The organism is Spirosoma arboris (genome assembly GCF_009754945.1).
In the GTDB taxonomy this organism is placed as follows: domain Bacteria; phylum Bacteroidota; class Bacteroidia; order Cytophagales; family Spirosomataceae; genus Spirosoma; species Spirosoma arboris.
In genome coordinates this window covers 189,515-210,716 of the sequence record NZ_WPIN01000015.1, presented here as the reverse complement: position 1 = coordinate 210,716, position 21,202 = coordinate 189,515, and the positions used below count along the sequence as shown (strand labels likewise).

30 protein-coding genes are annotated in these 21,202 nt (G+C 45.9%); 23 read left to right on the top strand and 7 right to left on the bottom strand.

Annotation, left to right across the window (positions count from 1 at the left end; genetic code table 11):
- Nucleotides 1-45 precede the first annotated feature (45 nt).
- The 4 genes from GO755_RS30675 to dusB all read right to left on the bottom strand — a co-directional run bounded on the left by GO755_RS30675 (nt 46) and on the right by dusB (nt 3,566).
- Nucleotides 46-999, bottom strand: a complete 954-nt coding sequence (locus tag GO755_RS30675; protein WP_157589254.1) for a TIM barrel protein — start codon at nt 997-999, stop codon at nt 46-48.
- A gap of 18 nt (nt 1,000-1,017) precedes the next feature.
- A complete protein-coding gene (locus GO755_RS30670) occupies nt 1,018-1,524 on the bottom strand; it encodes an acetyl-CoA carboxylase biotin carboxyl carrier protein subunit (RefSeq protein WP_157589267.1) in 507 nt (168 codons plus the stop codon).
- 106 nt (nt 1,525-1,630) lie between these two features.
- A complete protein-coding gene (locus GO755_RS30665) occupies nt 1,631-2,539 on the bottom strand; it encodes a DMT family transporter (RefSeq protein ID WP_157589253.1) in 909 nt (302 codons plus the stop codon).
- Between the two features lie 37 nt (nt 2,540-2,576).
- Complete coding sequence (gene dusB / locus GO755_RS30660) at nt 2,577-3,566, bottom strand: tRNA dihydrouridine synthase DusB (RefSeq protein WP_157589252.1); 990 nt, start codon at nt 3,564-3,566, stop codon at nt 2,577-2,579.
- Between the two features lie 1,640 nt (nt 3,567-5,206).
- Between dusB and GO755_RS30655 the strand changes: the two genes are divergently transcribed.
- On the top strand, nt 5,207-5,833 hold the full coding sequence (locus tag GO755_RS30655; RefSeq protein ID WP_157589251.1) for a glycoside hydrolase family 19 protein: 627 nt from the start codon (nt 5,207-5,209) through the stop codon (nt 5,831-5,833).
- 1,331 nt (nt 5,834-7,164) lie between these two features.
- On the opposite strand, the gene GO755_RS30650 is transcribed toward GO755_RS30655, so the two are convergent.
- Genes GO755_RS30650 through GO755_RS30640 form a run of 3 tightly spaced genes read right to left on the bottom strand, consistent with a single transcriptional unit; the run spans nt 7,165 to nt 8,764 of the window.
- Nucleotides 7,165-7,428 (bottom strand): hypothetical protein, encoded by a 264-nt coding sequence (locus tag GO755_RS30650; protein WP_157589250.1) that lies wholly within the window; start codon nt 7,426-7,428, stop codon nt 7,165-7,167.
- Nucleotides 7,429-7,470: 42 nt separating this feature from the next.
- Complete coding sequence (locus tag GO755_RS30645) at nt 7,471-7,896, bottom strand: hypothetical protein (protein ID WP_157589249.1); 426 nt, start codon at nt 7,894-7,896, stop codon at nt 7,471-7,473.
- A gap of 37 nt (nt 7,897-7,933) precedes the next feature.
- Nucleotides 7,934-8,764, bottom strand: coding sequence for an XRE family transcriptional regulator (locus GO755_RS30640; protein ID WP_157589248.1), 831 nt, complete (start codon nt 8,762-8,764; stop codon nt 7,934-7,936).
- A 113-nt stretch (nt 8,765-8,877) separates the two neighbouring features.
- Between GO755_RS30640 and GO755_RS30635 the strand changes: the two genes are divergently transcribed.
- The 22 genes from GO755_RS30635 to GO755_RS30530 all read left to right on the top strand — a co-directional run bounded on the left by GO755_RS30635 (nt 8,878) and on the right by GO755_RS30530 (nt 21,195).
- Entirely contained in the window at nt 8,878-9,117 is a 240-nt protein-coding gene (locus tag GO755_RS30635) for a hypothetical protein (protein WP_157589247.1), read from the top strand.
- On the top strand, nt 9,117-9,308 hold the full coding sequence (locus GO755_RS30630) for a hypothetical protein (RefSeq protein ID WP_157589246.1): 192 nt from the start codon (nt 9,117-9,119) through the stop codon (nt 9,306-9,308). The genes GO755_RS30635 and GO755_RS30630 overlap by 1 nt, the downstream gene beginning before the upstream one ends.
- A gap of 2 nt (nt 9,309-9,310) precedes the next feature.
- Nucleotides 9,311-9,610 (top strand): hypothetical protein, encoded by a 300-nt coding sequence (locus GO755_RS30625; protein ID WP_157589245.1) that lies wholly within the window; start codon nt 9,311-9,313, stop codon nt 9,608-9,610.
- Nucleotides 9,611-9,967: 357 nt separating this feature from the next.
- Nucleotides 9,968-10,573: a hypothetical protein gene (locus GO755_RS30620; RefSeq protein ID WP_157589244.1), complete on the top strand. Its 606-nt coding sequence runs from the start codon at nt 9,968-9,970 to the stop codon at nt 10,571-10,573.
- Nucleotides 10,561-10,881, top strand: coding sequence for a hypothetical protein (locus GO755_RS30615; RefSeq protein ID WP_157589243.1), 321 nt, complete (start codon nt 10,561-10,563; stop codon nt 10,879-10,881). Before GO755_RS30620 ends, GO755_RS30615 begins: the two co-directional genes overlap by 13 nt.
- A gap of 39 nt (nt 10,882-10,920) precedes the next feature.
- Nucleotides 10,921-11,400, top strand: coding sequence for a hypothetical protein (locus GO755_RS30610; protein ID WP_157589242.1), 480 nt, complete (start codon nt 10,921-10,923; stop codon nt 11,398-11,400).
- Nucleotides 11,400-12,557 carry a PD-(D/E)XK nuclease-like domain-containing protein gene (locus GO755_RS30605; protein ID WP_157589241.1) on the top strand — a complete coding sequence of 386 codons (1,158 nt, stop codon included), beginning with the start codon at nt 11,400-11,402 and terminating at the stop codon, nt 12,555-12,557. Before GO755_RS30610 ends, GO755_RS30605 begins: the two co-directional genes overlap by 1 nt.
- 10 nt (nt 12,558-12,567) lie before the next feature.
- The gene (locus GO755_RS30600; protein ID WP_157589240.1) at nt 12,568-13,344 is read left to right on the top strand and encodes a 3'-5' exonuclease; all 777 of its coding nucleotides are present in this window, start codon (nt 12,568-12,570) and stop codon (nt 13,342-13,344) included.
- Nucleotides 13,345-13,374: 30 nt separating this feature from the next.
- Complete coding sequence (locus GO755_RS30595; RefSeq protein ID WP_157589239.1) at nt 13,375-14,145, top strand: hypothetical protein; 771 nt, start codon at nt 13,375-13,377, stop codon at nt 14,143-14,145.
- Complete coding sequence (locus tag GO755_RS30590) at nt 14,145-14,483, top strand: hypothetical protein (protein ID WP_157589238.1); 339 nt, start codon at nt 14,145-14,147, stop codon at nt 14,481-14,483. Before GO755_RS30595 ends, GO755_RS30590 begins: the two co-directional genes overlap by 1 nt.
- A gap of 93 nt (nt 14,484-14,576) precedes the next feature.
- Nucleotides 14,577-15,602, top strand: a complete 1,026-nt coding sequence (locus tag GO755_RS30585) for a MarR family transcriptional regulator (RefSeq protein WP_157589237.1) — start codon at nt 14,577-14,579, stop codon at nt 15,600-15,602.
- A complete protein-coding gene (locus GO755_RS30580) occupies nt 15,568-16,230 on the top strand; it encodes a hypothetical protein (protein ID WP_198174988.1) in 663 nt (220 codons plus the stop codon). The genes GO755_RS30585 and GO755_RS30580 overlap by 35 nt, the downstream gene beginning before the upstream one ends.
- Nucleotides 16,205-16,552: a hypothetical protein gene (locus tag GO755_RS30575; protein WP_157589235.1), complete on the top strand. Its 348-nt coding sequence runs from the start codon at nt 16,205-16,207 to the stop codon at nt 16,550-16,552. The genes GO755_RS30580 and GO755_RS30575 overlap by 26 nt, the downstream gene beginning before the upstream one ends.
- A gap of 1 nt (nt 16,553) precedes the next feature.
- Nucleotides 16,554-17,135, top strand: coding sequence for a hypothetical protein (locus GO755_RS30570; RefSeq protein ID WP_157589234.1), 582 nt, complete (start codon nt 16,554-16,556; stop codon nt 17,133-17,135).
- Nucleotides 17,136-17,165: 30 nt separating this feature from the next.
- Nucleotides 17,166-17,357, top strand: a complete 192-nt coding sequence (locus GO755_RS30565; RefSeq protein WP_157589233.1) for a hypothetical protein — start codon at nt 17,166-17,168, stop codon at nt 17,355-17,357.
- Nucleotides 17,358-17,388: 31 nt separating this feature from the next.
- On the top strand, nt 17,389-18,141 hold the full coding sequence (locus GO755_RS41060) for a TIR domain-containing protein (RefSeq protein ID WP_198174987.1): 753 nt from the start codon (nt 17,389-17,391) through the stop codon (nt 18,139-18,141).
- Nucleotides 18,141-18,335 (top strand): hypothetical protein, encoded by a 195-nt coding sequence (locus GO755_RS30555; protein WP_157589232.1) that lies wholly within the window; start codon nt 18,141-18,143, stop codon nt 18,333-18,335. The genes GO755_RS41060 and GO755_RS30555 overlap by 1 nt, the downstream gene beginning before the upstream one ends.
- Nucleotides 18,319-18,618, top strand: a complete 300-nt coding sequence (locus tag GO755_RS30550) for a hypothetical protein (RefSeq protein ID WP_198174986.1) — start codon at nt 18,319-18,321, stop codon at nt 18,616-18,618. The genes GO755_RS30555 and GO755_RS30550 overlap by 17 nt, the downstream gene beginning before the upstream one ends.
- A gap of 4 nt (nt 18,619-18,622) precedes the next feature.
- Complete coding sequence (locus GO755_RS30545; protein WP_157589230.1) at nt 18,623-18,919, top strand: hypothetical protein; 297 nt, start codon at nt 18,623-18,625, stop codon at nt 18,917-18,919.
- Between the two features lie 7 nt (nt 18,920-18,926).
- On the top strand, nt 18,927-19,256 hold the full coding sequence (locus tag GO755_RS30540) for a LytTR family DNA-binding domain-containing protein (protein ID WP_157589229.1): 330 nt from the start codon (nt 18,927-18,929) through the stop codon (nt 19,254-19,256).
- A 47-nt stretch (nt 19,257-19,303) separates the two neighbouring features.
- The gene (locus GO755_RS30535; protein WP_157589228.1) at nt 19,304-19,855 is read left to right on the top strand and encodes a terminase small subunit; all 552 of its coding nucleotides are present in this window, start codon (nt 19,304-19,306) and stop codon (nt 19,853-19,855) included.
- On the top strand, nt 19,852-21,195 hold the full coding sequence (locus GO755_RS30530; RefSeq protein ID WP_198174985.1) for a phage terminase large subunit: 1,344 nt from the start codon (nt 19,852-19,854) through the stop codon (nt 21,193-21,195). The genes GO755_RS30535 and GO755_RS30530 overlap by 4 nt, the downstream gene beginning before the upstream one ends.
- The last annotated feature ends 7 nt before the right edge of the window (nt 21,196-21,202 follow it).

Sequence of the window (21,202 nt, the reverse complement as noted above, 5' to 3'; positions counted from 1 at the left end):
AAAGATAGGTAAAAAGGGAGGAAGGAAGAAAGCGTAAAAAGCGGCTTATGCCGATTTCCACAATTCTTTGAGCCGGCTGAGGTCCCGTTTCATAGCCGAAAACAACTCATTTTTCGGAATCGACAGTTGAGTAGCACCATGTTCGGCCCCGCCCATCGGATACTCAATATGCAGAGATACAGGCACCTGGAGATTGGCTTTCTTCAGAAGTTGGAAGTAGGTTGTAAAGTCAACCATCCCTTCACCCAGTGGTACGTCCTGCACAACCCATTTGGCTCCTTTTTTCTCCCAGCGAAAATCTTTTATTGGAATGGTTTTGATATGGGGGGCTAACAAACGTACCCCATTGGGCCACGACATTCCCCCTTCAACAGTGGCATGTCGGATATCATACTGAATACCCATATACTTTGGATCGGCAGTTTTTAGGATCTCCCAAAGCTCCCACACCGACGCGCCCACCAATAGGCCCGCGTGATTTTGGTAGCAACCCGTCAGGTTGAGGCTTTTATTTAGTTCGCCCAGCGCCCGAAGTTGTCCCTGGAACTGTTGAATTGAATCCGGGATGGATCGTTTATCGTCGTATGAATACCATTTCATCCGGTAGGCCTGAAACCCGAGTTTAGCCGCTGTTTTTACTAGTCGGCTATCCGTCGTATTTGTCGCATCGCCAACAGCGGTGGTCATCAGTTTAGGTGAAAGGCCGGCTTTTTTTAGAGCTTCGACCGCTTTGGGCAAATCATCTTCTACGCGCTCTGGCAATACATGACCATCTGGGCGAACGGTTAAATCAACGCCATCGAACCCCATCGTAGCCGCAGCATCGGCCATATCGACGTAGTTCAGAAACTGTAGGTGTTTTGAGAAAATATGAATGTCAGGCAAGCCAGTTTCTGTGGAATCAGTTGACTGAACCAGGGCAGTTGGCAGCAAAGGGGCTGCACCGGCAACCAGAGTGGCCTGTTTTAGAAAATCGCGACGAGAAGGCAAAGAGTCCATATTCGTCTAAATACTAATCTAGGCAAATTCTACCAATACCTGTCCTTTTTCGACCCGGTCGCCTTTACCTATGCGGATCGTTTTTATGGTTGCATCACCCGGCGCTTTCAGCATATTTTCCATCTTCATCGCTTCCAGAATCAGCAAACTATCTCCTTTAGCAACCACATCGCCTGGCTGCACGCTAATGCCCACAATCAGACCTGGCATTGGCGCTTTTAGCTCATTAATTTTCGCGCTGGCCAGGGTACTCATGCCCATTTTTTCGAGCAGTAGGTCGAAACGATCTTTAAGCTTCACCTGATGAATATGGCCGTTTATCTTCAGGCTAACCGTTTTCTCGATCGCATTTAGGTCCAGTACTTCGGCTGTATACGAACGGTCCTGGTGAAGAATATGAAACGTTCGATCTGACAGTTTGACTAAATCCCAGGCAAATGCCTCCCCGTTGAGTGTTTGACCTTCGGCAGAAAAGTCGATTGAGAAAGGAGCTGATTTTGAGTCGGTAAGGGTTGCGGTGTACATGCGATTTCTTTTTGTCATGCTGACGAAGGAAGCATCTTCGAACGGTTAGTATGAATTGTCTTATCCGAAGATGCTTCCTTCGTCAGCATGACAAAAAAAGACGAAACTACGATTTATTTACCAACCAAATTCCAGCTAAACATACGCCCATGCCGGCGAACTGTACCATATAGATCGTTTCGCCATCTAAAAACCCCCATAGTAGCGCAACAATAGGAATTAAATACGTGACAGAAGCCGCAAACAAAGGCGATGACAATTGCATAACCCGGTTAAAAAAGATGGACATTAACCCCGAACCAAACACGCCGAGCGTAACAAGGGCTCCCACCGACCAGCTATTTTCCCCATTGATAACACGGCTCAAAAAGTCCGTTGGCATGAGTGTAAGGAGAGCGATGGGCCCAGCAAAGGCAAACAACCAGGCTGTCGATACTAACGCAGGCAGGTGACTTAGGTAACGCCCAATTAGGTTTGTATTCAGGCCATAACAAATGGTAGCCAATACGACTAGCAACGCATATTCATTAATCTGAAAAGAACCTGTTGCACTGAAAAATACCAGCAACAACGAGCCCGCTAAGCCGAGTAAAATGCCAGCAACTTGCCGAATCTTAAGCGATTGGCCGAAAAAAATACCCCCAAGAATCAGCGTAAACAAAGGACTAAGTGAATTCAATGCGCCTGCCAGCGAGCTGTTAAGGTGCGCGCCTGCTTCAGCGAATAGAAAGGCCGGGATGACGAATCCAACCACGCCTGATGCCAACAAGGCGACCCACCGATGTCGAACGGCCACCCGAACATCGGCCTGACGACTTTGCCTCGCCAGAAAAGGTGTGAAGAAGAAAAGTGCAAATACTAATCGTCCGGCAGCTACTTGCTCTGGCGGAAACGCAACCAGGCTACGCTTTATCAGAATGAAAGAACTCCCCCATACCAAAGCAAGAGAGCAAAGCAACGCCCACGCCAAGAGGGGACGTTTTTGAGGAATTACGACGGGTTCTTCAATGGTCATTAGCAGACGTTAAGAGAACTCAGTTGACCCGAATTGGTTAAACTAATTCGACAACATAGCTTTCCTGAATTTCATCCAGAATAGCACTCACTCCGCTATAGGAATCGGTGGTTACTAAGCGCATCCGATAAGGTTTGAAATCAGGTAATCCTTTAAAATAATTGGCGTAATGACGGCGCATCTCGAATAGTCCTACAATTTCCCCTTTCCAGCGAATTGAGAAATCGAGATGCTGACGACAAACTGCTACCCGATCGGCAATTGTTGGTGGTGCCAAGTGTTGACCCGTCTGGACGAAGTGTTTGATTTCATTAAAAATCCACGGGTGTCCAATACTCGCCCGCCCAATCATAACGCCATCAACCCCATAGCGATTCTTGTATTCCAGTGCCTTTTCGGGAGAGTCAATATCACCGTTACCAAAAATTGGAATCTGAATGCGTGAATTTTCCTTAATACGCCCAATGAGCGTCCAGTCTGCCTCGCCCTTGTACATCTGTACACGTGTGCGTCCGTGAACGGTCAGCGCTTTAATACCAATATCCTGCAAACGTTCGGCAACTTCACCTATATTCTTTGTGCTTTCATCCCAACCAAGCCGCGTCTTCACCGTTACAGGCAGATGAGTGGCTTTTACAACGGCCTCGGTCATGCGAACCATTTTTGGAATGTCCTGCAACAAAGCAGCACCTGCACCTCGGCAGGCTACATTTTTGACCGGACAACCATAATTAATATCGATCAGATCAGGGTTGGCACGCGTGGCAATACGAGCACACTCCCCCATTGTTTCCACATCAGAGCCAAAGAGTTGAATACCGATAGGGCGCTCATATTCAAAGATATCCAGCTTTTGAACACTCTTGGCGGCATCACGAATCAGCCCCTCCGATGAAATAAATTCGGTATACATCAGGTCGGCTCCATTGGCTTTGCAAACTGCCCGAAATGGGGGGTCGCTCACGTCCTCCATCGGCGCCAGTAGTAGCGGAAAATCTGGAAGTTGTATCGTACCAATATTGATCATTGTCTATTAATGGGCTCTCAAACCCAACTCTATTTTCTATTATTTATGCAGAACTGTCATCTTAGCCCTTCGCAAAGGATGCATAAATTACGATTTGCCTGCCAGTTTGGTTCCGTTGTTCTATAAGGCAACGTGAGCAGAAATCATTCTTCATAACTCGTTAAGATTTTTTTTAACTTCAGATAATTCGCCAAATGCAATGCCGCAACAAAAATCCCGGTTAATAGCCACCAACCGGGATTACGAACTCGATAATTGCTTATGATCTTATCTAATAAAATTGTTTACGCGCAAAGCCACTTATCCCGACATCATAAGACTGCTTTCCGCAAGCCAGGTATTGACATTTGTGCCTTAACCAGCATAATTGGCACACTGTAGTATTGACTTATAATAAGTGGAAAATTGCTTTCACAACCATCCAGAGCAGATAGCCTGAAATGGAAAATACTACTGTCCAGGGGCCAGGGATAGCCAGCGACTTCTTTTTGATTTCCATGACGTTTAGGCAGCTAGTTTTCGGGATTGTCTTCTTTGCACTGGAATTGTAAAGGTTTCATCAATCCTGAGCCAGGTGCGCAAACGAGAACGTAATGGACGAGATGGGAAAGAGCTACTCACGCAGTTCACTGTAGGCGGAATGAGCTGGCAAGTGGAATTACTGTAGTGGAATTTATGAAGCGCACTGCGCTTACTAATAGAAAATGAACAGGCTCTGTAGTGCCAGCCACCATAACCTGCCCATAACGAGCCTGTGGTACTGACGGGGACTGTGCAGCAGTGGCCGCTAGCGCAGGTAAAGAAGAAAGAGTTATTAAGGTTCATAACGTTATAGATTTTCTTCTAAAACTGACAAAATTGAAAATGGATTTTTTTGGTCCGAATCTTTACTGAGCGGTCTGTAAAGCCCTGGAATCCAAAGACCTGACTCGATAAAATTGTTGCCCACAGGCATCGCAGTGGTACGCTTTAACGGGTATAAGCTTCATCGCCTTATCTCGTCTTATTCGATCCGGTCTCGGATTGCCACATTTCGGACAGCCCTTTTTAGAGAAAAAGTATCGTAGCAGATACAAAACAGGTATGACGCTAATACAGAAGAGGATGAGTTGGAGTGTCATGAGTATAGAGGGAGTTACTGATTGGATTGTAGAAGTCTCGAATGGTCACTGTCCCTAATATGCATTAATGCCATGTGATTAGGCATTATTTATTTCTAGGTAGGGTAAGTACTACTGCTGGCGTCAACCGGAGACAAAAAAAGCCCCACCAGCAAAGCTAGTGGGGCTTAAGCACTCACGTATTTTTTAATAACTAGCTATTAAGTAGCACACCCTCTGGTGTATTGTCAAGGCCACGAACAAAAGGTGCAATTAATACTAATCATTGTCCAATTAATAAGTTGACAGAGAAAGTCATCAGGTCATTTCCGAGTAAGGAATCCTATAATTTTCACCAGCAGATATACTCATTTCTATGTGCCTGTTTCTAGGTGCCATTGCCCGGTTGGCGCGAAACGAGTCCATCAATAGCTGGCAAATGTGGCAACTTTCAGTTGGGCTATACTATGTCCATATAGGTCAAAGTCGGGTAAATTAAGTTCGTATTGAGCTTAGGGTAACATACACACTATCAATCCCATGAAGCTACTAACGACCTCCATCCTGACTAAATGTGGTGTCTCTGCCAGCGTAGCAGAAAGCTATGTTGTGCCCCTGAATGTACAGTTGCCAAAATACCAGATCAATACCCTAAATCGGGCAGCACATTTCTTCTCCCAGATAACTAAAGAATCGGGCGGGTTCACCATTATGGTGGAGAATATGAACTATTCACCGCAGCGATTAATGCAGGTTTGGAAGAATCGATTTCCGACAATGGAAATCGCGCAGCAATTTGCCCATAACCCTGAAAAATTGGGCAATTTTGTGTACGCCAACCGACTGGGGAACGGGCCATCAGCTTCGGGGGATGGCTATCGGTACCGGGGGCGCGGTCTTATTCAATGCACAGGAAAAGATAAATATATTGACTTGACCAAGCTCTTTGGTTTTAACTACATTGCGCACCCCGAGTATATGGAAAGGCCGCAGGATGCTTTATTATCCGCCTTGTGGTTCTGGCAAACAAGAGGACTGAATGCAGTAGCTGATGGCGATGATGTAGAGAAAGTTACCCTTGTTGTCAATGGCGGTACTACTGGACTGAAGGAGCGCAGTGAATTACTAACAAAATGTAAGGCGGCATTAGCTCCAGTGTTTGCCTAAAAATCGATAACCGCACAATCCAAACTGTGCCAGAATCGTATATGTGCTATTAAACAAAACTAAACGACTATGGAGGGAAAGTCCATAGTCGTTTAGTTTGATAAAAAGTTTAAGGTGGTAAGATTAATTATAATGCAGGATCAAGTGCTCCCTAAAGCTGGGTCCAGTTAATTCATAAATCGAACAGACAAAGAAGGGGTATTCATAGGTTGTGTCAAAAATCCAGGTTGTGTAGTGGATTGTCATAGTATAATTCGCTTTGATTCAATGGGGACGATTTTAATCTCATTTATAGTAGTCTCAGTCAGCTTGGTTTTAGGGGGTTTTATTTCGGGCAATGCTTCTATTCCTGTCCAGGGTGATTGTAAAGCTGCCTGCTCCTTTACCTGTTCAAGCACTTCATCAAGTAAGGGAAAGTACTGGTCAATAAGACCTTCCCGGAATCGTTCAGCCAGTAAGGGAGGGGCTAGATAAGGGAATTCTTTTAAGCCACTCGGTTGCCTGTTTTTTTATGCGCTCAAACTCCTGAAGAATCTCCTCATTAAGGGGTTCGCACTGTGGATGCTCCGCCACCCACTTACCCCAGACTACAGCTACAAAACTAATTGCTAATGCTTATATTTACAGGAAATATGTTATAATACAAATTATGGAATATAAATCACTAACAATCAATTACTTATATAAAAATGGTAAAAATATTACTGAAATATAGATGAAAATTAGGAGCAAAATTTGGCAATTGTAAGGATTATTTTGGCCAATCCTTACAATAGATATGTGATTCTGTTGGTTACCCAATCTTATAAAAAAAACGCCGACAATTAAGGCAGCGAAAGGCTCTAAGTGTAAAAAACGGAGAAAAAACTTTTACGAGTTTAGGGCGCCTAATTCGCTCTGGATGTCGATCTCCACAGGCTGGACATATTTCCTTAAATGTTACTTTTCGATATAGGTAAATTACTATAAACAGAGCAGAAGCAATTATACCTATTATTACCCAATTAATCTCCATAAGTTACAAGTTAGATTAAAGGGGCAATTTACATTGGTGTACAGGCTTTAGGTCATTAAAAAACGATGAATTGATTATATGGAGGATTGAGTAACAATACTTATAACATTAATTAGAAATTATTAATATATAATTAGAGAGCGAAAAGGCAACCTGACCTTTGTCTTACATTGATAGAATTTTGTCCGTAACTTATTAATTGATATTTAGGTATATACAAACATGGCAACATACGACGAATCTATTAATAGGTAAATAAAGCGCTTCACTCTCAATCCTTACTTTAAACCTCCTCATCAGTCCAGGGAGGTGGGGGTTATTCTAGTGCTTTCAATTTTACTTCTATTGCTGCCAATTCAGTTTTAAGCAAATTGGCAGCCTCAAATGAAGGATCATCTTGATTTGATAGTTGCACAAAATTTTGCATTATTAGATAGTAGTCCTTTTGTCGCAACAACTCAATTTTCTGCCTTTCGACTGTCGGTAGGTCTTTTGTTAATAGATGATAAATAGCATGTTGGTGAGAGAGCCCGTTGGCTAGGTCGCTTAAAACTGTGGCTAAGGTGTCTTTGTCTAACATGTCATTAGTGGTTAGTTTAATTGTCGGCTGGTTATGGTTTAATTATTTAACGGGTAAAACTTCAATTGCTTCCATTGAATCATTGAAATTCACCAAGGCTTTTTCTACATTAAATCCACCAAAGCTGTTCTTCGCTCGGTAGGTAACCAGGCAGGAAACATAAATTCCCTTCTCACCGACATGCATTGCACGGTGATCTATCTCCTCAAAACTATCTGGATCTTTCAGGCTTTTTTTTATTGCACGCTCTGCCTTAATAAAACTAGTTTCAACATCACTATTAATTTTTCGATTGGCTTCATTAACGGCATTTAGGCTATCAGATTTTGCCTGCTCTTTCGGGTCTAGTTTAGGGGGTGGTTCTTCTAAGTAAGTCCCAATGGCGCCAATAGCCAAGAATATAATAATGGCCGTATACCACCACTTCCATTTCTTTTTAGTAATAGTAGGGGGTAAGTTTTCATCCATGTTTACAAAGGTTTAGGGGGTGATAAAGCATGGTAAACTAACGACGTTTTCTCTTCTGTTGCACTGATACAACATTGTATAATTCATAGACTTCACTTAGTCTATAAAATGAATCTGGATATAGTTCTTTATTGGGATTTAATGATTCACAATATATTATTCCCCTTTTTACATCATGATCAACAATACGTTTTACAACAATTCCTTCGTGATGAACGATTACAAAGTCAGGGTATTCGTGAATGTGAAGTTTACTACGCCAGAAGTCGCGGGGTAGCATTCGCCCGTCAATAATATCTCCTTCACAGATCGCATCACGACTACCGTCATTCATACTATCCCCTCTTACACCAAACGCCTTATAAGCGCCTTGGTGAATGTGATCGACTGTTATAACATGCTTTGGTAGTTCTTCTATATATTCTTTGTCTTTCCATCCCGCTAAATAACCGGCATAGGCGTGCTGTTCAACAAGTGGCACAAACATCCAATATCGGCCATCTTTCAACTTCTGGAACTGCATTCCATTTGCAGTTACTAAAATAGATTCATCATCACTGGGCTCTAATGCCGAGGCTTCACTTGAACTACCATTAGTGGTAGAGTCATTTATTGTAAAACTAGGTGCTTCTAACGGACTTCCCTTGTCACCATATCGCAACCAATCAATCTCTGATTGATCTAATATGCCCTTAAGGCTAAGCAAGTAGTTGCATATAAGATCTATCGTCGTATCATTAGGACTATTCTCACCATCTACAATTCTGCCAATAGTGGACTGATGTAATTTTGTTCCTTTGGCAATGGAATAACGACTAAGGTGCTTATTTTCAAGTAATTGCTTTAATCTATCTCCAAAGGTTTCCATCAACGATATGGGCTGAGTCAATTATATAAAATAATTTTATGCAACTACTTGCTTTTGCAACTAGTTGCACGCTATATTTGTAACACGATAACAACACAATTATAACACAAAAGATGGACGCAAGCACACATATGAACGGATTGGCGGACATAAGCCTACCTGAACGGTTAATGCGGGCCTATAAACGGGTAAGTCCAAACCTGCGGGCATTAGCTCGTAGAGACTTCTGTGAGTATCATGGCATTACAGACGATACCTTTCGAGCAAAGCGAACTGGCAAGGAAGGGTATGTGGCCACGGAACAAGAATGTGAATGGATGGAAGCCTATAAACCTGAAGTCGTACACAGCTAATGGCCACTCAACACACCTCCACTACAGAGCCCTCAGCAGCCAAAGTAGGCGAAACCATCGAAGCCATTCGCACGGCAGCGAAAGCGCTATCCGCTGCCATCAAACAAGCCAATCAGGATGGTATCAACGTGAGTCTGGAAAAGGCTCCCGACGATGCGCCTGGTTTGATACAAATCATTTACTCGGTATAGCCATGTTAGTCGCCATTGATGAAACCTTACTGGCAAACGTTACCAGTGCCCTCGAATCGGCAGCCAAGGAATTAGCCCTTTCAAGAAAGCGCGAAGAAAGCCTGCGTAAGGAATTGGAGCGCAGTCGACTCATGACGGAGGAACAGACGCAGGAATACCTGCAACGGGATGCCCAAACGCTTCGCTACTACCGTCAGCTGGGACTGGACTCGATCAAGATTGGACAATATCGCTGGTACGTGAAAGGCGTTGTTGACGACTGGCTAAAATCGGGGACCATCAATCGCCATAAAAAAACTTAACGATACCGCCCCGTGCATTCGGGGCATGGTGTGGATAGAAGCGATTAGGACCGGGGGTATTGCTCCCGGTTCTTCTAATCCCGCCAAAAACGCAGTAGTAAGATAGGGTTTAGGTAAACGTTGGTAAAGGCCGGGACTACTGGTTCCGGCTCTTCCAAAATCCAGCAAACAGATGAAGGATTTTTTGAGAGCGGGTTTGCGGGTTTTGGTGGTGTTAGGCGTCTTCGCCCTGATGTGTTTAGCTGCCCTCCTGTGGACTTATCTCCTCCTTGGCTAAGGAGCCTATAAAGACAAAACCCGCTCAAAACTTGAGCGGGTCTGTGAGTAATCAATAACAATTTTTTCAAACGTAAAGCTATGGAAAAACTCTTTGTAAAAGACAAGCCCACGCTCGAAGGCTTTCCAAAGCACCTACTACCCCTATCGGTAGCGCAGGTGCTTTTGGATGAAGGCTTTCATGTGCTCACTCGGCTGGATGATCGCCGGGTGTGGCTGGAATGCAGCCTGATTGAGATGGGCGAAGGAACGGCGGAGCGCCCTGATTTAGGCATGGAGCATCATACGCTCACGCTGGAAGTCGGCATATTCGGCATGCACCTGATGAAGCACGTTTTACCCTTCGGTCGACTGCCGCTGTCGGGTGTGGTGTACTCAGGCAAAACGCCCGGTAACGCCCGTTTTATGAAGGAGCTACTAGCGCACTGCGTCTGTACGGGTTCGTATGTTTCGGTCAATGAGGAGGCTGTAGCGGTCACGGTTCAGACCTCCCTGGAAGAGGTGTTTGATTGTCAGGTGGAGGTTATTGCCAACTGGCACCCCGTTAAAAAGCAAATCAGCGTCTTTGTCAAACACCCCCATGCGGAGAGCTTCACGCTGGAATTTCCTGACTCAATCAACGCCGTTGATACCTGCATAGCTACGGCCTCCGCTACGCTTAACCGCTTTGTACCATGCCACGACTAGAAAATCATTTTCGTTCGCAACAACAGGTCGTGGCAAAGATCCAGCAACGAGCGAATCCACGCGGGGCCCTCACGCATGCTACACCTAAACGCGTCATCATGCCCTTTTCGGAACGCATGCGAATCATGCTGCGCAAAGGCTCGATTGGCGTTGGCCTGGTTCTACTGGTTGGCATTTTTGTGGTCGGCAGGCTGCTGGCCGGTGGTCTGGCATCGGGCAGGCTGATGCACACGATTTGGGTAGGCCTGGTTTGCCTGCCTTTGATTTACCTCTCTGGCCGGTGGATGGCCAATGATTCCCGCAAATAAGCTGGCCGGTTCTGGCCATAAACTCCCCTAAAAACAATCATGACTACAGACACAACGTCGCTCCAACTGAGCGACACACAGGAATTACCGGCTCAAAAAAATCAGAACCTAGCGGTAATGACCCTTGATCTGACCATGCCCCTGCCCGATCTGGGTTCGGCGGATGTGATGCCAATTGATTTGATGTCCGACTACTGGACGCCCGAAGTGCCGGGTGAATCCAAGCGAGTCGTGTTTGTCAAACTCGACACCTCACCGGTTCGGGATGTGAATGACCCCGAAATTACGCACCAACTCGCCTGCGCCTATTTTCTGGAAAAGACCGATAAAGGCGAAATCCGGCAGATCCGTAACGGCTCCAAACGCCTGGTAGGTGCCCTGGAGACGGTTTTGGAACAGGGTATGGTCGGCCAGGGTACACCCCTACTGGTTACGTTTCTGGGTAAAAAACAGAATCGTACAAACTCGTTCAAAAGTGACAACTGGTCCATTAAGCCGCTTAAACTCAATATCGGCTAATGGAAACGGCAAACCTATTTGATACCCTGGAAGGGGCTGACATTGGGTCTGAAATCAATCCGCTGGGGTACGATCCAGCGGATTATTCAGATCTGGAAACCGTCATTCGGCACCTGCGCACCCGACGAAAAATTCAAGGGGTGGACCTGCCTAAACTGGCTGTAAACGGGGAGGTCATTCGGGACTCGTTCGAAAAGTATCTGCTTAGTAAGCACCTGGGTAGTTCTGCCCTCAAGGAGATCCACAAAACACCCCTGCACTTTTGGTGTGCCCTGCATGAGCCAAAAATCAAACAGCAGAAGAAAGCGTTTGATTTAGGGAGTTGGTGCCACATGGCCTTTTTAGAGCCAACAAGATTCGAGCGCGTTGTTACCGAACCGCAGGCGAACATGGCCACGCTGGCCGGGGTGGATAAGCTCCTGAAATTCTGGGAGAAAAAGCTGGAGAACGTTCGGCTTGCCTCGGGTGATAAGATGGTTACTTATTGTAAAAGGCTTGCCAAGCGCGCCAAGTGGAATACCGAAAAACTCGACGGCAAAAAGGCGCTCATTCGCTACTACCGGGAACGGTCGGGCTTCTCGATTGTCGACGGGAACACGATGGCCATTATCCGGCTCATCCGACGTCACTACTACGCCTACGGGGGTGGTATCCTGCCCGAACTAATGAAGGGAGCGCCGTCGGAGTGTTCGTTTTACGGCACGGATTCAGAAACCGGCCTGCCCGTTAAGGTTCGCCCGGATGCCTTCCAACTCGCTGAAAACGTGGGAGCAAACATCATCATTTCGTTTAAAACCACTTCCGCTGACAGTATTTCGAAGTTCGCCTATGATGCGGCCAAGTATCGCTACCAGATGGCCGAAGCGATGTATTTGGATGTGGTGAGCCAGGTATCAGGCCGCAAGTTTACCGGCGTGATAACCGTCATGTTGCAAACCGTGGCTCCTTACCTGCCCGCCGTGTTTTGGTGGGATGCTGAACACCTCGCTGCGGGCAAGTACATGTACCGAACGGCCCTGCAATCGGTAAAATCCTGCTACGAGAAGGGATTGTTTCCGGGCTTTGACGCCCATGCGGCACACCCCGATGATATGGGAATTATCCCCTTGAGTTTGCCCGAATGGTCACTTCGTGAACTAACGCCCGTTGGCGCTTAATCAAATTCTCATGCTCCAACTAAAACGACCTATAGTCTTTTTCGACCTGGAATGCACAGGCCTCGACAAAGAGAATGACCGCATCGTTCAGATTGCGCTCTATAAACTCATGCCCGATTTTACCGCTGGTTCGATGTGGTCTTACCTGATCAATCCCCAGATGCCAATTCCGGCCAAGTCGACCGAAATCCACGGCATTACCGATGAGATGGTAAAGGATAAGCCGTTGTTCCGGGACATCGCCGGTGAAGTATTTGACTACTTTGTTGGCTGCGATGTCGGTGGTTACAACTCGAACGCGTTCGATGTACCGTTCCTCTTTAACGAGTTCATGCGGGCGGGTTTTCAGTGGAATGCCTCCAGTTTTAACATGATCGATGTCGGCAACCTGTTCAAGATCAAAGAGACGCGTACGCTGTCAGCTGCTGTACTGTTTTACTGCCATCGGGAAATGCAAAACGCTCATGATGCAGCGGTCGACATCACGGAAACAGTGAACGTGTTTCTAGCGCAGCTGATGCATTATGCGGACCTGCCCGGTACCGTGGAGGAATTAGCGCTGTATACGAATTATGGCCAGAAGCTAGCGGATCTGTCGGGTAAATTCTATTACGATGCCGACAACCAGCTGCGCTACAATTTCGGCAAATGGAAAGGTGAATTGGTAAGCGAACACCTTGATTTTGCCCAGTGGATGTACTACAAGGCCACCTTTCCGACGGATACCAACGAGATTCTAGCGGAGGTACTGAACGTGTTTACAAGCGAATCAGACGAGTGGGATTAAGCAAGTAATCAATAAAAAACCCCTAAAATCATGGTAGGAACAATTCGGGAAATGTGCACCTATACGCACCATTTCACTAAAGCAGAACAGGAAGAAAACAATCAGGCAATGGCGCATGCCCGTATAGCCATTACTGAATTGGAGGATGAGAAAAAAGCGGTCATGAGCCAGTATAAGGCCAAGATTGACGCTAAAACGGGTGACATGAATTTGCTGGCTCGGTACATGATCGACAAGTATACGACCCGCAGTAAGTATGCGCTGAAGCAGAAAAACTTCACGACGATGATGTGGGAATGGGTCGATGAGGATACGGGCGAAATCCTCAAGAAAGAACCGCTCATGGGCAAGGATCGGCAACAGGATATTCCTTTTCCTGAACCTGAAAAGACGAAAGCGGAGCCACCGTTTAACGAATCGACGGGTGAGGTTGCTACGCCCGTTGGCGGAGATGTGCCACTAACTGAAACACCTCCCCTGCCACCGCTGGAAACGATCCTGAATCGGGACCGGCCTGCGCTGCCGTTCGATGTTGTTGTCACGCCTACAGAAGTGGAGGATTTGAATAATGGCGATGATGGCCGCGTGCCTGATAGTGTGCAGGATATTCTTTTATTGAAAGAGGCATTTGGTTTGCCATCGGGCGAAACGTCAACCGATGAAACGACCTCAACTGAAGACGAGGAAGTGGAGAAAAGCGATAACGAGGGCGCTGATTTTGATGCGGATAAATACAACCCGGAAGACGATCAGAAGAAACCAGAACCCCCTAAACGTGGTCCAGGTCGGCCCCGAAAATAATGGAAACGATTCGGGAAAAATTACAAAAGCTCCTAGTGGCAAATGAACAGATCATGGACAATCAGCCCAGCGATGATCTGTATCTGGAGTGGGCTGAATTGGCCAAGGCGGTGAGTGATCTAATGAATGGGTTTGTGAAAGTACTGGATAGTGCCGAAGCCTGCCGGGACTTACAGAAGTCCTATTTCAAGTCCCGAAAGTTAGGCCATACCTATGATGCCAGTAAGCTATTGGATGACTCCAAAAAAGCCGAAAAAGCACTGGATGATCTGATAAAACACTGGAGCAATCAAATCACGCCACCGCTTCAAGGGTCGCAAATCAGTCTATTTGAATAGTGCACCGGGCGTGACGTATAAACACGCCCGGTAGTTACTCTGAGTCCATTAAATAGTACAAAAATGCCTGGTCTGTGGATTGATGATACAATTATGAAACTGAAGCGCACACCAGCTGAGCGTCAGTTGTTGGCGCGTATTTGCTACCGGGCTGGTATTGCTAAGGATGAACTATGTCGTGACAGTAATAAGGAGTTGTCGCTGGCTATTGACATTCATGCGCAGAGCGTTTCGGATCTGGTTCGAAAGTTAGAAAAAGACGGATTGATAAAGACTCAGATTGATGATAAAAAGGCGAACGCTAGGACTATTTCCCCTATAAGTCAAATCCTTATACCCTATAAGGAAAATGCTGATAGGTCTAAGGAAATTCCTGATAGTAAGTCTAAGGATTTTCCTTATAGCCCCCCTAAACCAGAGTCTGACCTATCAGGAAATTCCTTAGACCCTATAAGTCAAATCCTTATACCCTCTAAGGAAATTCCTTATAGCTTATATAAGGATAAAAACCTTTTAAAACCTTCTGAAAACCTTTCTAAAAAAAAGGCGGTGTTTTCGGTCAGCGCTAACGCGCAGACTTTTTATTGGTCAGTTCTTTCGATTCCGTTTTCCGAGTACGACGCCTGGTTGTTGGAGTGGACAACCTTTTGTACCAAACAGCAAAAAAAACAAAAGCCCCCCAAGTTGCGCGAAGCCCCCCCGCCCAAACTTGTCACCCAGATCAAGAACTTAATCGAAAGCCGAGTCGAAGGCTACTACTGGACCGGCAAGGATGGCAAAGCGGCTCAGCAACTGGCCGACAAGCTGCGAAACGCGATTACCAGCAAACGAAAATCTGAAGGGGATATCACCCCATGCACTGATGAGGATATCATCAACTCGCTGATTGTCCTACTTGATCAATCAGCCAAGCTAAAGGAGTATTACCAATTCACGGATGTGCCAACCCTGAACAGCAAATTCAATGAAATACTTACCCAACTCCGAATCCCAAGAACCCAGCAGGCCCCAGGAAAGCCAATCGCTCCAGCTCATGCAACCCCAGAGCAGCGGATTAGCAAAGTGGACGCCCTCTTCAAACGAATTGATCAACGTACTGGCAATGGCGGTGGGGGGTGATCCCGAAGCCAAAGAGTTGATGACCACGCATTGCAATGCCCTGACACCCGTTGTGGCTATGCATCCCGAGAAGCCGCAGCTGTCGGTTATGCGCAAAGAAGATCCGGCCATGTGTCAAAAGGCACTAGGGCTGGCCATTATGCGCATGACGGAGCTGATCAACGTCACCAACACACTGACTCTGGATCAGGCCGATGATCTGATTGCCCGCATCAGTGGCACGTATTACTACCTGCGACTCGATGAGATTTTGTATGTCCTTGAGAAGGGCATCAATGGCAAATACGGGCGAACGTTCAACACCTTAGATGCCAGTGTGGTGATGGAGTGGATCGAAAAGTACGATGTCAATGAGCGGACGCAAAAGGCGATTGAACTGGCCAGATCGACTCAGGAGGAAAAAACAAAATCGCTTTCCAAAGAGGAATTGGCCGAATTCTACAAGAAGGCAGGCATTCCGAATCAGAATCCGTTTGTCGATAACAGCCACATTCGAACGGCTAAAAAAGTAGCTACAGCCGATCAGGATTACCGCAATTTTCGGGCTCAGTATTACCAGAAAATGAAAGAAGCCCAGGCACAACAAACCACTGAACCAATCCATGAAGACAACGCTGACCCTGCCTGAACCCACACTGAGCCTGAATGTCCTGCGCAAACTCAGTAAGCACGAATACAAAGCTTTGCGCGATCGGTATTTCTGGATTTTCAAAGAGCAGCCGCATTGTCTCCACTCTGGACCTGTCAAGCTGACCTTAGTGCGAATGAGTGTCGGTGAACTGGACTATGATAACCTGGTCGGAGGAGCCAAACCAGCCATTGATGCGCTGGTGAATGCGGGTATCATTCGAGGGGATAAAATGAAGGATATCGCCGAACGGGACTATCAGCAGGCGAAGGTTAAAGCAGGTCAGCAAAGCACGATCATTATCATTGAAAACTTATTGTAAAATGGACGCTAGATACTATAAAAACCTCGTGAAGTATGCCAAAATATGTTTACCTCCCAATTCAACTTTAGATCCTCGTGAGTTAGTTGCGGAAGCCTATTTGGCAGTCAATACAACTGATGATAAGGTGTTGAAAAAGGCTATTAGCACCGCTAGTTATAAGTACCGTAGTGAGGCAGGGCTTTACTTCGTTTCGCTTGAAAAAGCCGGACGGAGACATACTGCTGTCCAGGACAATACACAGGTGTGCAAAGTCTGTAGCCATGAGAAAAGCCTAAATGACTTTACCCTATACACTTTTGAAGACAGCCCCCGTAGGTATCACGCTGCAACTTGTAAAGTTTGCCAGTCAAAAAGGTCAAGAGCGGCTATAAAGAAAAGAGAATTGACTGATGCTGATTATCGTGAAAAAAATCGTCAGGCTAAATTCGAAAGGAGTAAAAAACGCAAACGTGACCCCGAAAAACGCCGTGAGGAATGGGCGAAGATCAAAGCAGATCCGGTCAAACTTGAGGATTTTTATCGTAGACAGAAGGAAGGTCGGGAAAGGAAGAAGCAAAGCCGCAATGGGTCTGGAGTCTAATCAATCACTATTGCCTTAATCCATAAAACCATGAACCTCCACCACCATCTGTCAACCGTTCATTGTCAATGTCTCATCGCGTTCTCTGTACTCATTCTGCTCATTCGCAATTACCGTAAACCTGTTCACCGTCGGATTCGACTTCGAGTCGTGGCTGGGTTCTGTGTTGGGGTTGTGCTGGGATTGTGGCAGGTTATCAGGGAGATAAAACTTATCGACTAGCACTATTAACTAACTTTTAACTCACAATTCAATGTCTAAAATTTATGTAGCGTCATCCTGGCGCAATGACATCCAACCATTAGTGGTTGAGGCTCTTCGGGCTGAAGGTCATGAGGTATATGACTTCAAGAATCCCGCACCAGATAATAAAGGATTTTCGTGGTCTGAGGTTGACCCGGCGTGGCAGCAGTGGACTACACCAGCCTACCGTGAGGCACTGGCTCACCCGATTTCACAGGCTGGCTTTGAGTCAGACTTTTTTGCAATGGCTGCTGCTGACGTGTGCGTGTTGGTATTGCCCTGCAATCGGTCGGCACACACTGAGGCCGGTTTTATGAAAGGTGAAGGAAAGCCGACGTATGTGTATCTACCGGAGCCGATGGAACCGGAATTGATGTACAAAATATTTGACTTGGTGACCGATGATCTTGAAGAGATCAAGGTGGCTTTGATTGATGGCTTGTGGCATTACCAAGGTAAAGCGTATGGAGGGTATAAATTCAATAACTACAAACGTGGTGAGTTTTCAATTATTTATGATCATCCTAACCTTACTCCTGCTCTTGCTCGTAGGGTTATGTTTGCCAACTATCCTAGCATTTGGAGGCAACCGTTTGGTTTTACTGAAAACTGGGAGATTTGGAAAGAGGAGTTTATCTGTGCGTTGGTAGCTCATCGTGAGCAACATGATATAAAGAACATTGACTGGACTGACATGCGCTCAATGTTCGAAGATGGCACCCACGCCATTGATGCGTTTGAGGCCTGTTACCTTGAGAGTTAATGAATCGCTACACCTACCACGGCGACCGCATGACTGACCCAACCCTGAAAAGTCAGTTATGTACCGCTGTGATGAATGGAGAGAAGTGCATCAGGGGAACGAACGGCAACATGCTGGTTCAGTTTGACAATGGCCGTGTGGCTAATGTGATTGGGAGATTATTAAGGAAAATCAAAAATGATACATCTAACTGAAGGTCCCGTCATTCAGGAATGGTCTCGACCTAAACGGAAGGTTTGTGATCAGTGCAAGTGGTGTCATGCCAGTAAACTCTATTCAATGCGTTCATCTGATATACTATTCGCTCATTGTACACACGAAGATGGAGGTAGTGATTTGTTCAAACGGATGAAGGAAAAGAATCCTGAGTTTTGGAAACGTGGGGACGATTTAGAGCATGATGATAATAATGTTTTTACACCTGATTGGTGTCCAATTGAAAAGCTTTCTAATCAGCAAAAACAGCCTAATCTTTAAGCTAATGGAATTCACAGGCATCCTTGCCGACATCTACGCGTTCATTTTTCTGGTAACTACCTGGGTCATTATCATTCTGGGTGCCTATGTAGTTTGGAGCTGGTTCATCTTCGAAGTGCTGGGTAGATACGTCTTTAACTTCTTCCGGGTATACCGCTACTTCGTTGCCTACATCTGGTTTCACCGGGAATTCAAAGAGTGGTATGAAGACTTTCGATTAAAGGCACAGGCACAAAAAGAGCAGGAACAAAAGGAGTTCGTTGAACGCGTTAAAACTTGGTTCACAAACGACAATAATTAATAATCAAATGGAACGAATCAAATTACCCGGTTTACCTCCGATTGCTTTAGCGAGTATTCTATACATTGCTGGAGATGGTCCTTATACAAAAATCTATACCATAGATGGACGTATCAAGATTACCTCAATGAACATCAGTCGGGTGCATTTACTGATTCCTAGCTTCATTCGGATTCATAAATGCTATGCAGTTAATCCGACGTATATTCAAAGCATTGAGCCGCCTGTTAAGAAATTTCAGGGGTCATTACGGGTTTACAAAGTCGAAAAGGAGCTAGTGATTTCCAGACGTCGGACAAATGCGATTAAGCTTCTTTTAGAACGGTTCCGTATATAAGGAAGCGTTACGGTATCTTAGCCGCCTACCGTGACTTACCGTGACCCGTGAATGCTTCCCAAAAGAAGTTTGTTGCTGCGTACTGCAACCATCTGAATGGTGCTCAGGCTGCCCGTGATGCGGGTTACTCTAAACGCAGAGCCAAACAAACTGCCTCCGAATTACTTGCCAATAAAGAAGTTAAAGACGCTATCGAAGCAGTCCTGGATAATCAGGCCATGCCTCCAGCTGAAGCCGTTCGTCGTCTTACCGATATGGGTAGGGCGACGATTGCGCATTTTATACGGATTAGTCCCGTGGTAACCGAAGTGCCTTCTAAAAAAGAAGAATCGGAGGAGGACGATGATGATCAGGAAACTGAAACTACCCCACTTTCTTCCATGCGGGCAGTACTCGATCTAACGACTGAAGAAGCTCAGGAATACTACCATTTGATTAAGAAAGTCAAAGAGGGAAGGTATGGCCTTGAAGTTGAGCTTCACGATGCGAAAGACGCTATCGTGAAGCTTTTGGAGGTTCAGGGTAAGATTAAGCCGACTGGGGATACTACTAATGTGACCATCAACATTGTTCGTCCTTCTAAATCTGACAAGGCGTGACTACCAGCGAATTTGTCCTGACAGCCAAGCAGGATATTGCCTTAGACTATTTGCTCGATGACCACACAACCGAAGTGTTGTTTGGCGGTGGTGCAGGTGGTGGCAAATCCGCATTTGGCTGTTTGTGGTTAATTCAGTGTTCAAATGCCTATCCTGGCACCCGCTGGCTGATGGGTCGATCTGAGCTAAAGATTTTAAAGGAAACAACCCTGAATACCTTCTTTGAGATCTGCGGTCGACTTGGTATCCGCTCGGGCCTTCATTACAATTTCAATCAGCAGTCAGGTGTTATCAAGTGGAAGAACGGCTCAGAGATCTTATTGAAAGACCTGAAGCTATATCCATCAGACCCAAACTTTGACAGCCTGGGTTCACTCGAAATAACCGGCGCCTTTATCGACGAGTGCAACCAGATCGTTGAAAAAGCCTGGAACATTGTCAAGTCCCGTATCCGCTACAAACTTGATTTGTTTGGCCTAATCCCTAAGATGCTAGGCAGCTGCAATCCGGCTAAAAACTTCGTCTATTCCCGTTTTTTTAAACCCAATCGGGAAAACAAAATGCCGATTGATCGGGCGTTTGTTCAGTCGCTGGTCACTGATAATCCACACATTAGTGAGCACTACGTCAAGAATCTACAAACGCTTGATCGGGCTAGTAAGGAGCGATTGTTTAACGGAAACTGGGAATACGACGATGATCCATCTGCTCTGATTGCGTTTGATGCCATTGTTGAGCTATGGCGAACAAGTCCTGATAAAAAAGGAAATTTTATCACCTGCGACGTTGCCCGGTATGGTTCAGATCATACCATCATCGCTGTTTGGGCAGACTGGCATATTATAGAATGGTACACCATACCAAAATCATCTATCACCGACGTAGCCGATAAAATTAAGGTATTGATGAAGTTACACAATATCCTTGCCCGAAATGTGGTGGCCGATGAAGATGGTGTTGGCGGTGGTGTAGTGGATATTCTGAAATGCCGGGGCTTTGTCAATAATGCCAAACCGATGGAAGAGCGAGTACCTACCCTGGGTATGCAAACACCGAACTATTCTAACCTAAAAAGTCAATGCTACTTCCGAATAGCTGACCGCATCAATCGGCATGTGGTCAGTATTGATCCTGATTGTATGACCCTGGAACAGCGGGAACGTCTTGTTGAAGATCTGGAGCAGGTCAAACAGAAAGACATGGATAAGGATGGCAAAAAGATGGTTGTCCCCAAAGACCAGGTAAAAGAGATCTTAGGCCGTTCCCCTGACAGTTCGGATACCCTGATGATGCGCGAATACTTCGAACTAAAACCGGCCAAAACCTGGGTTGTGGCCTGACCCACCG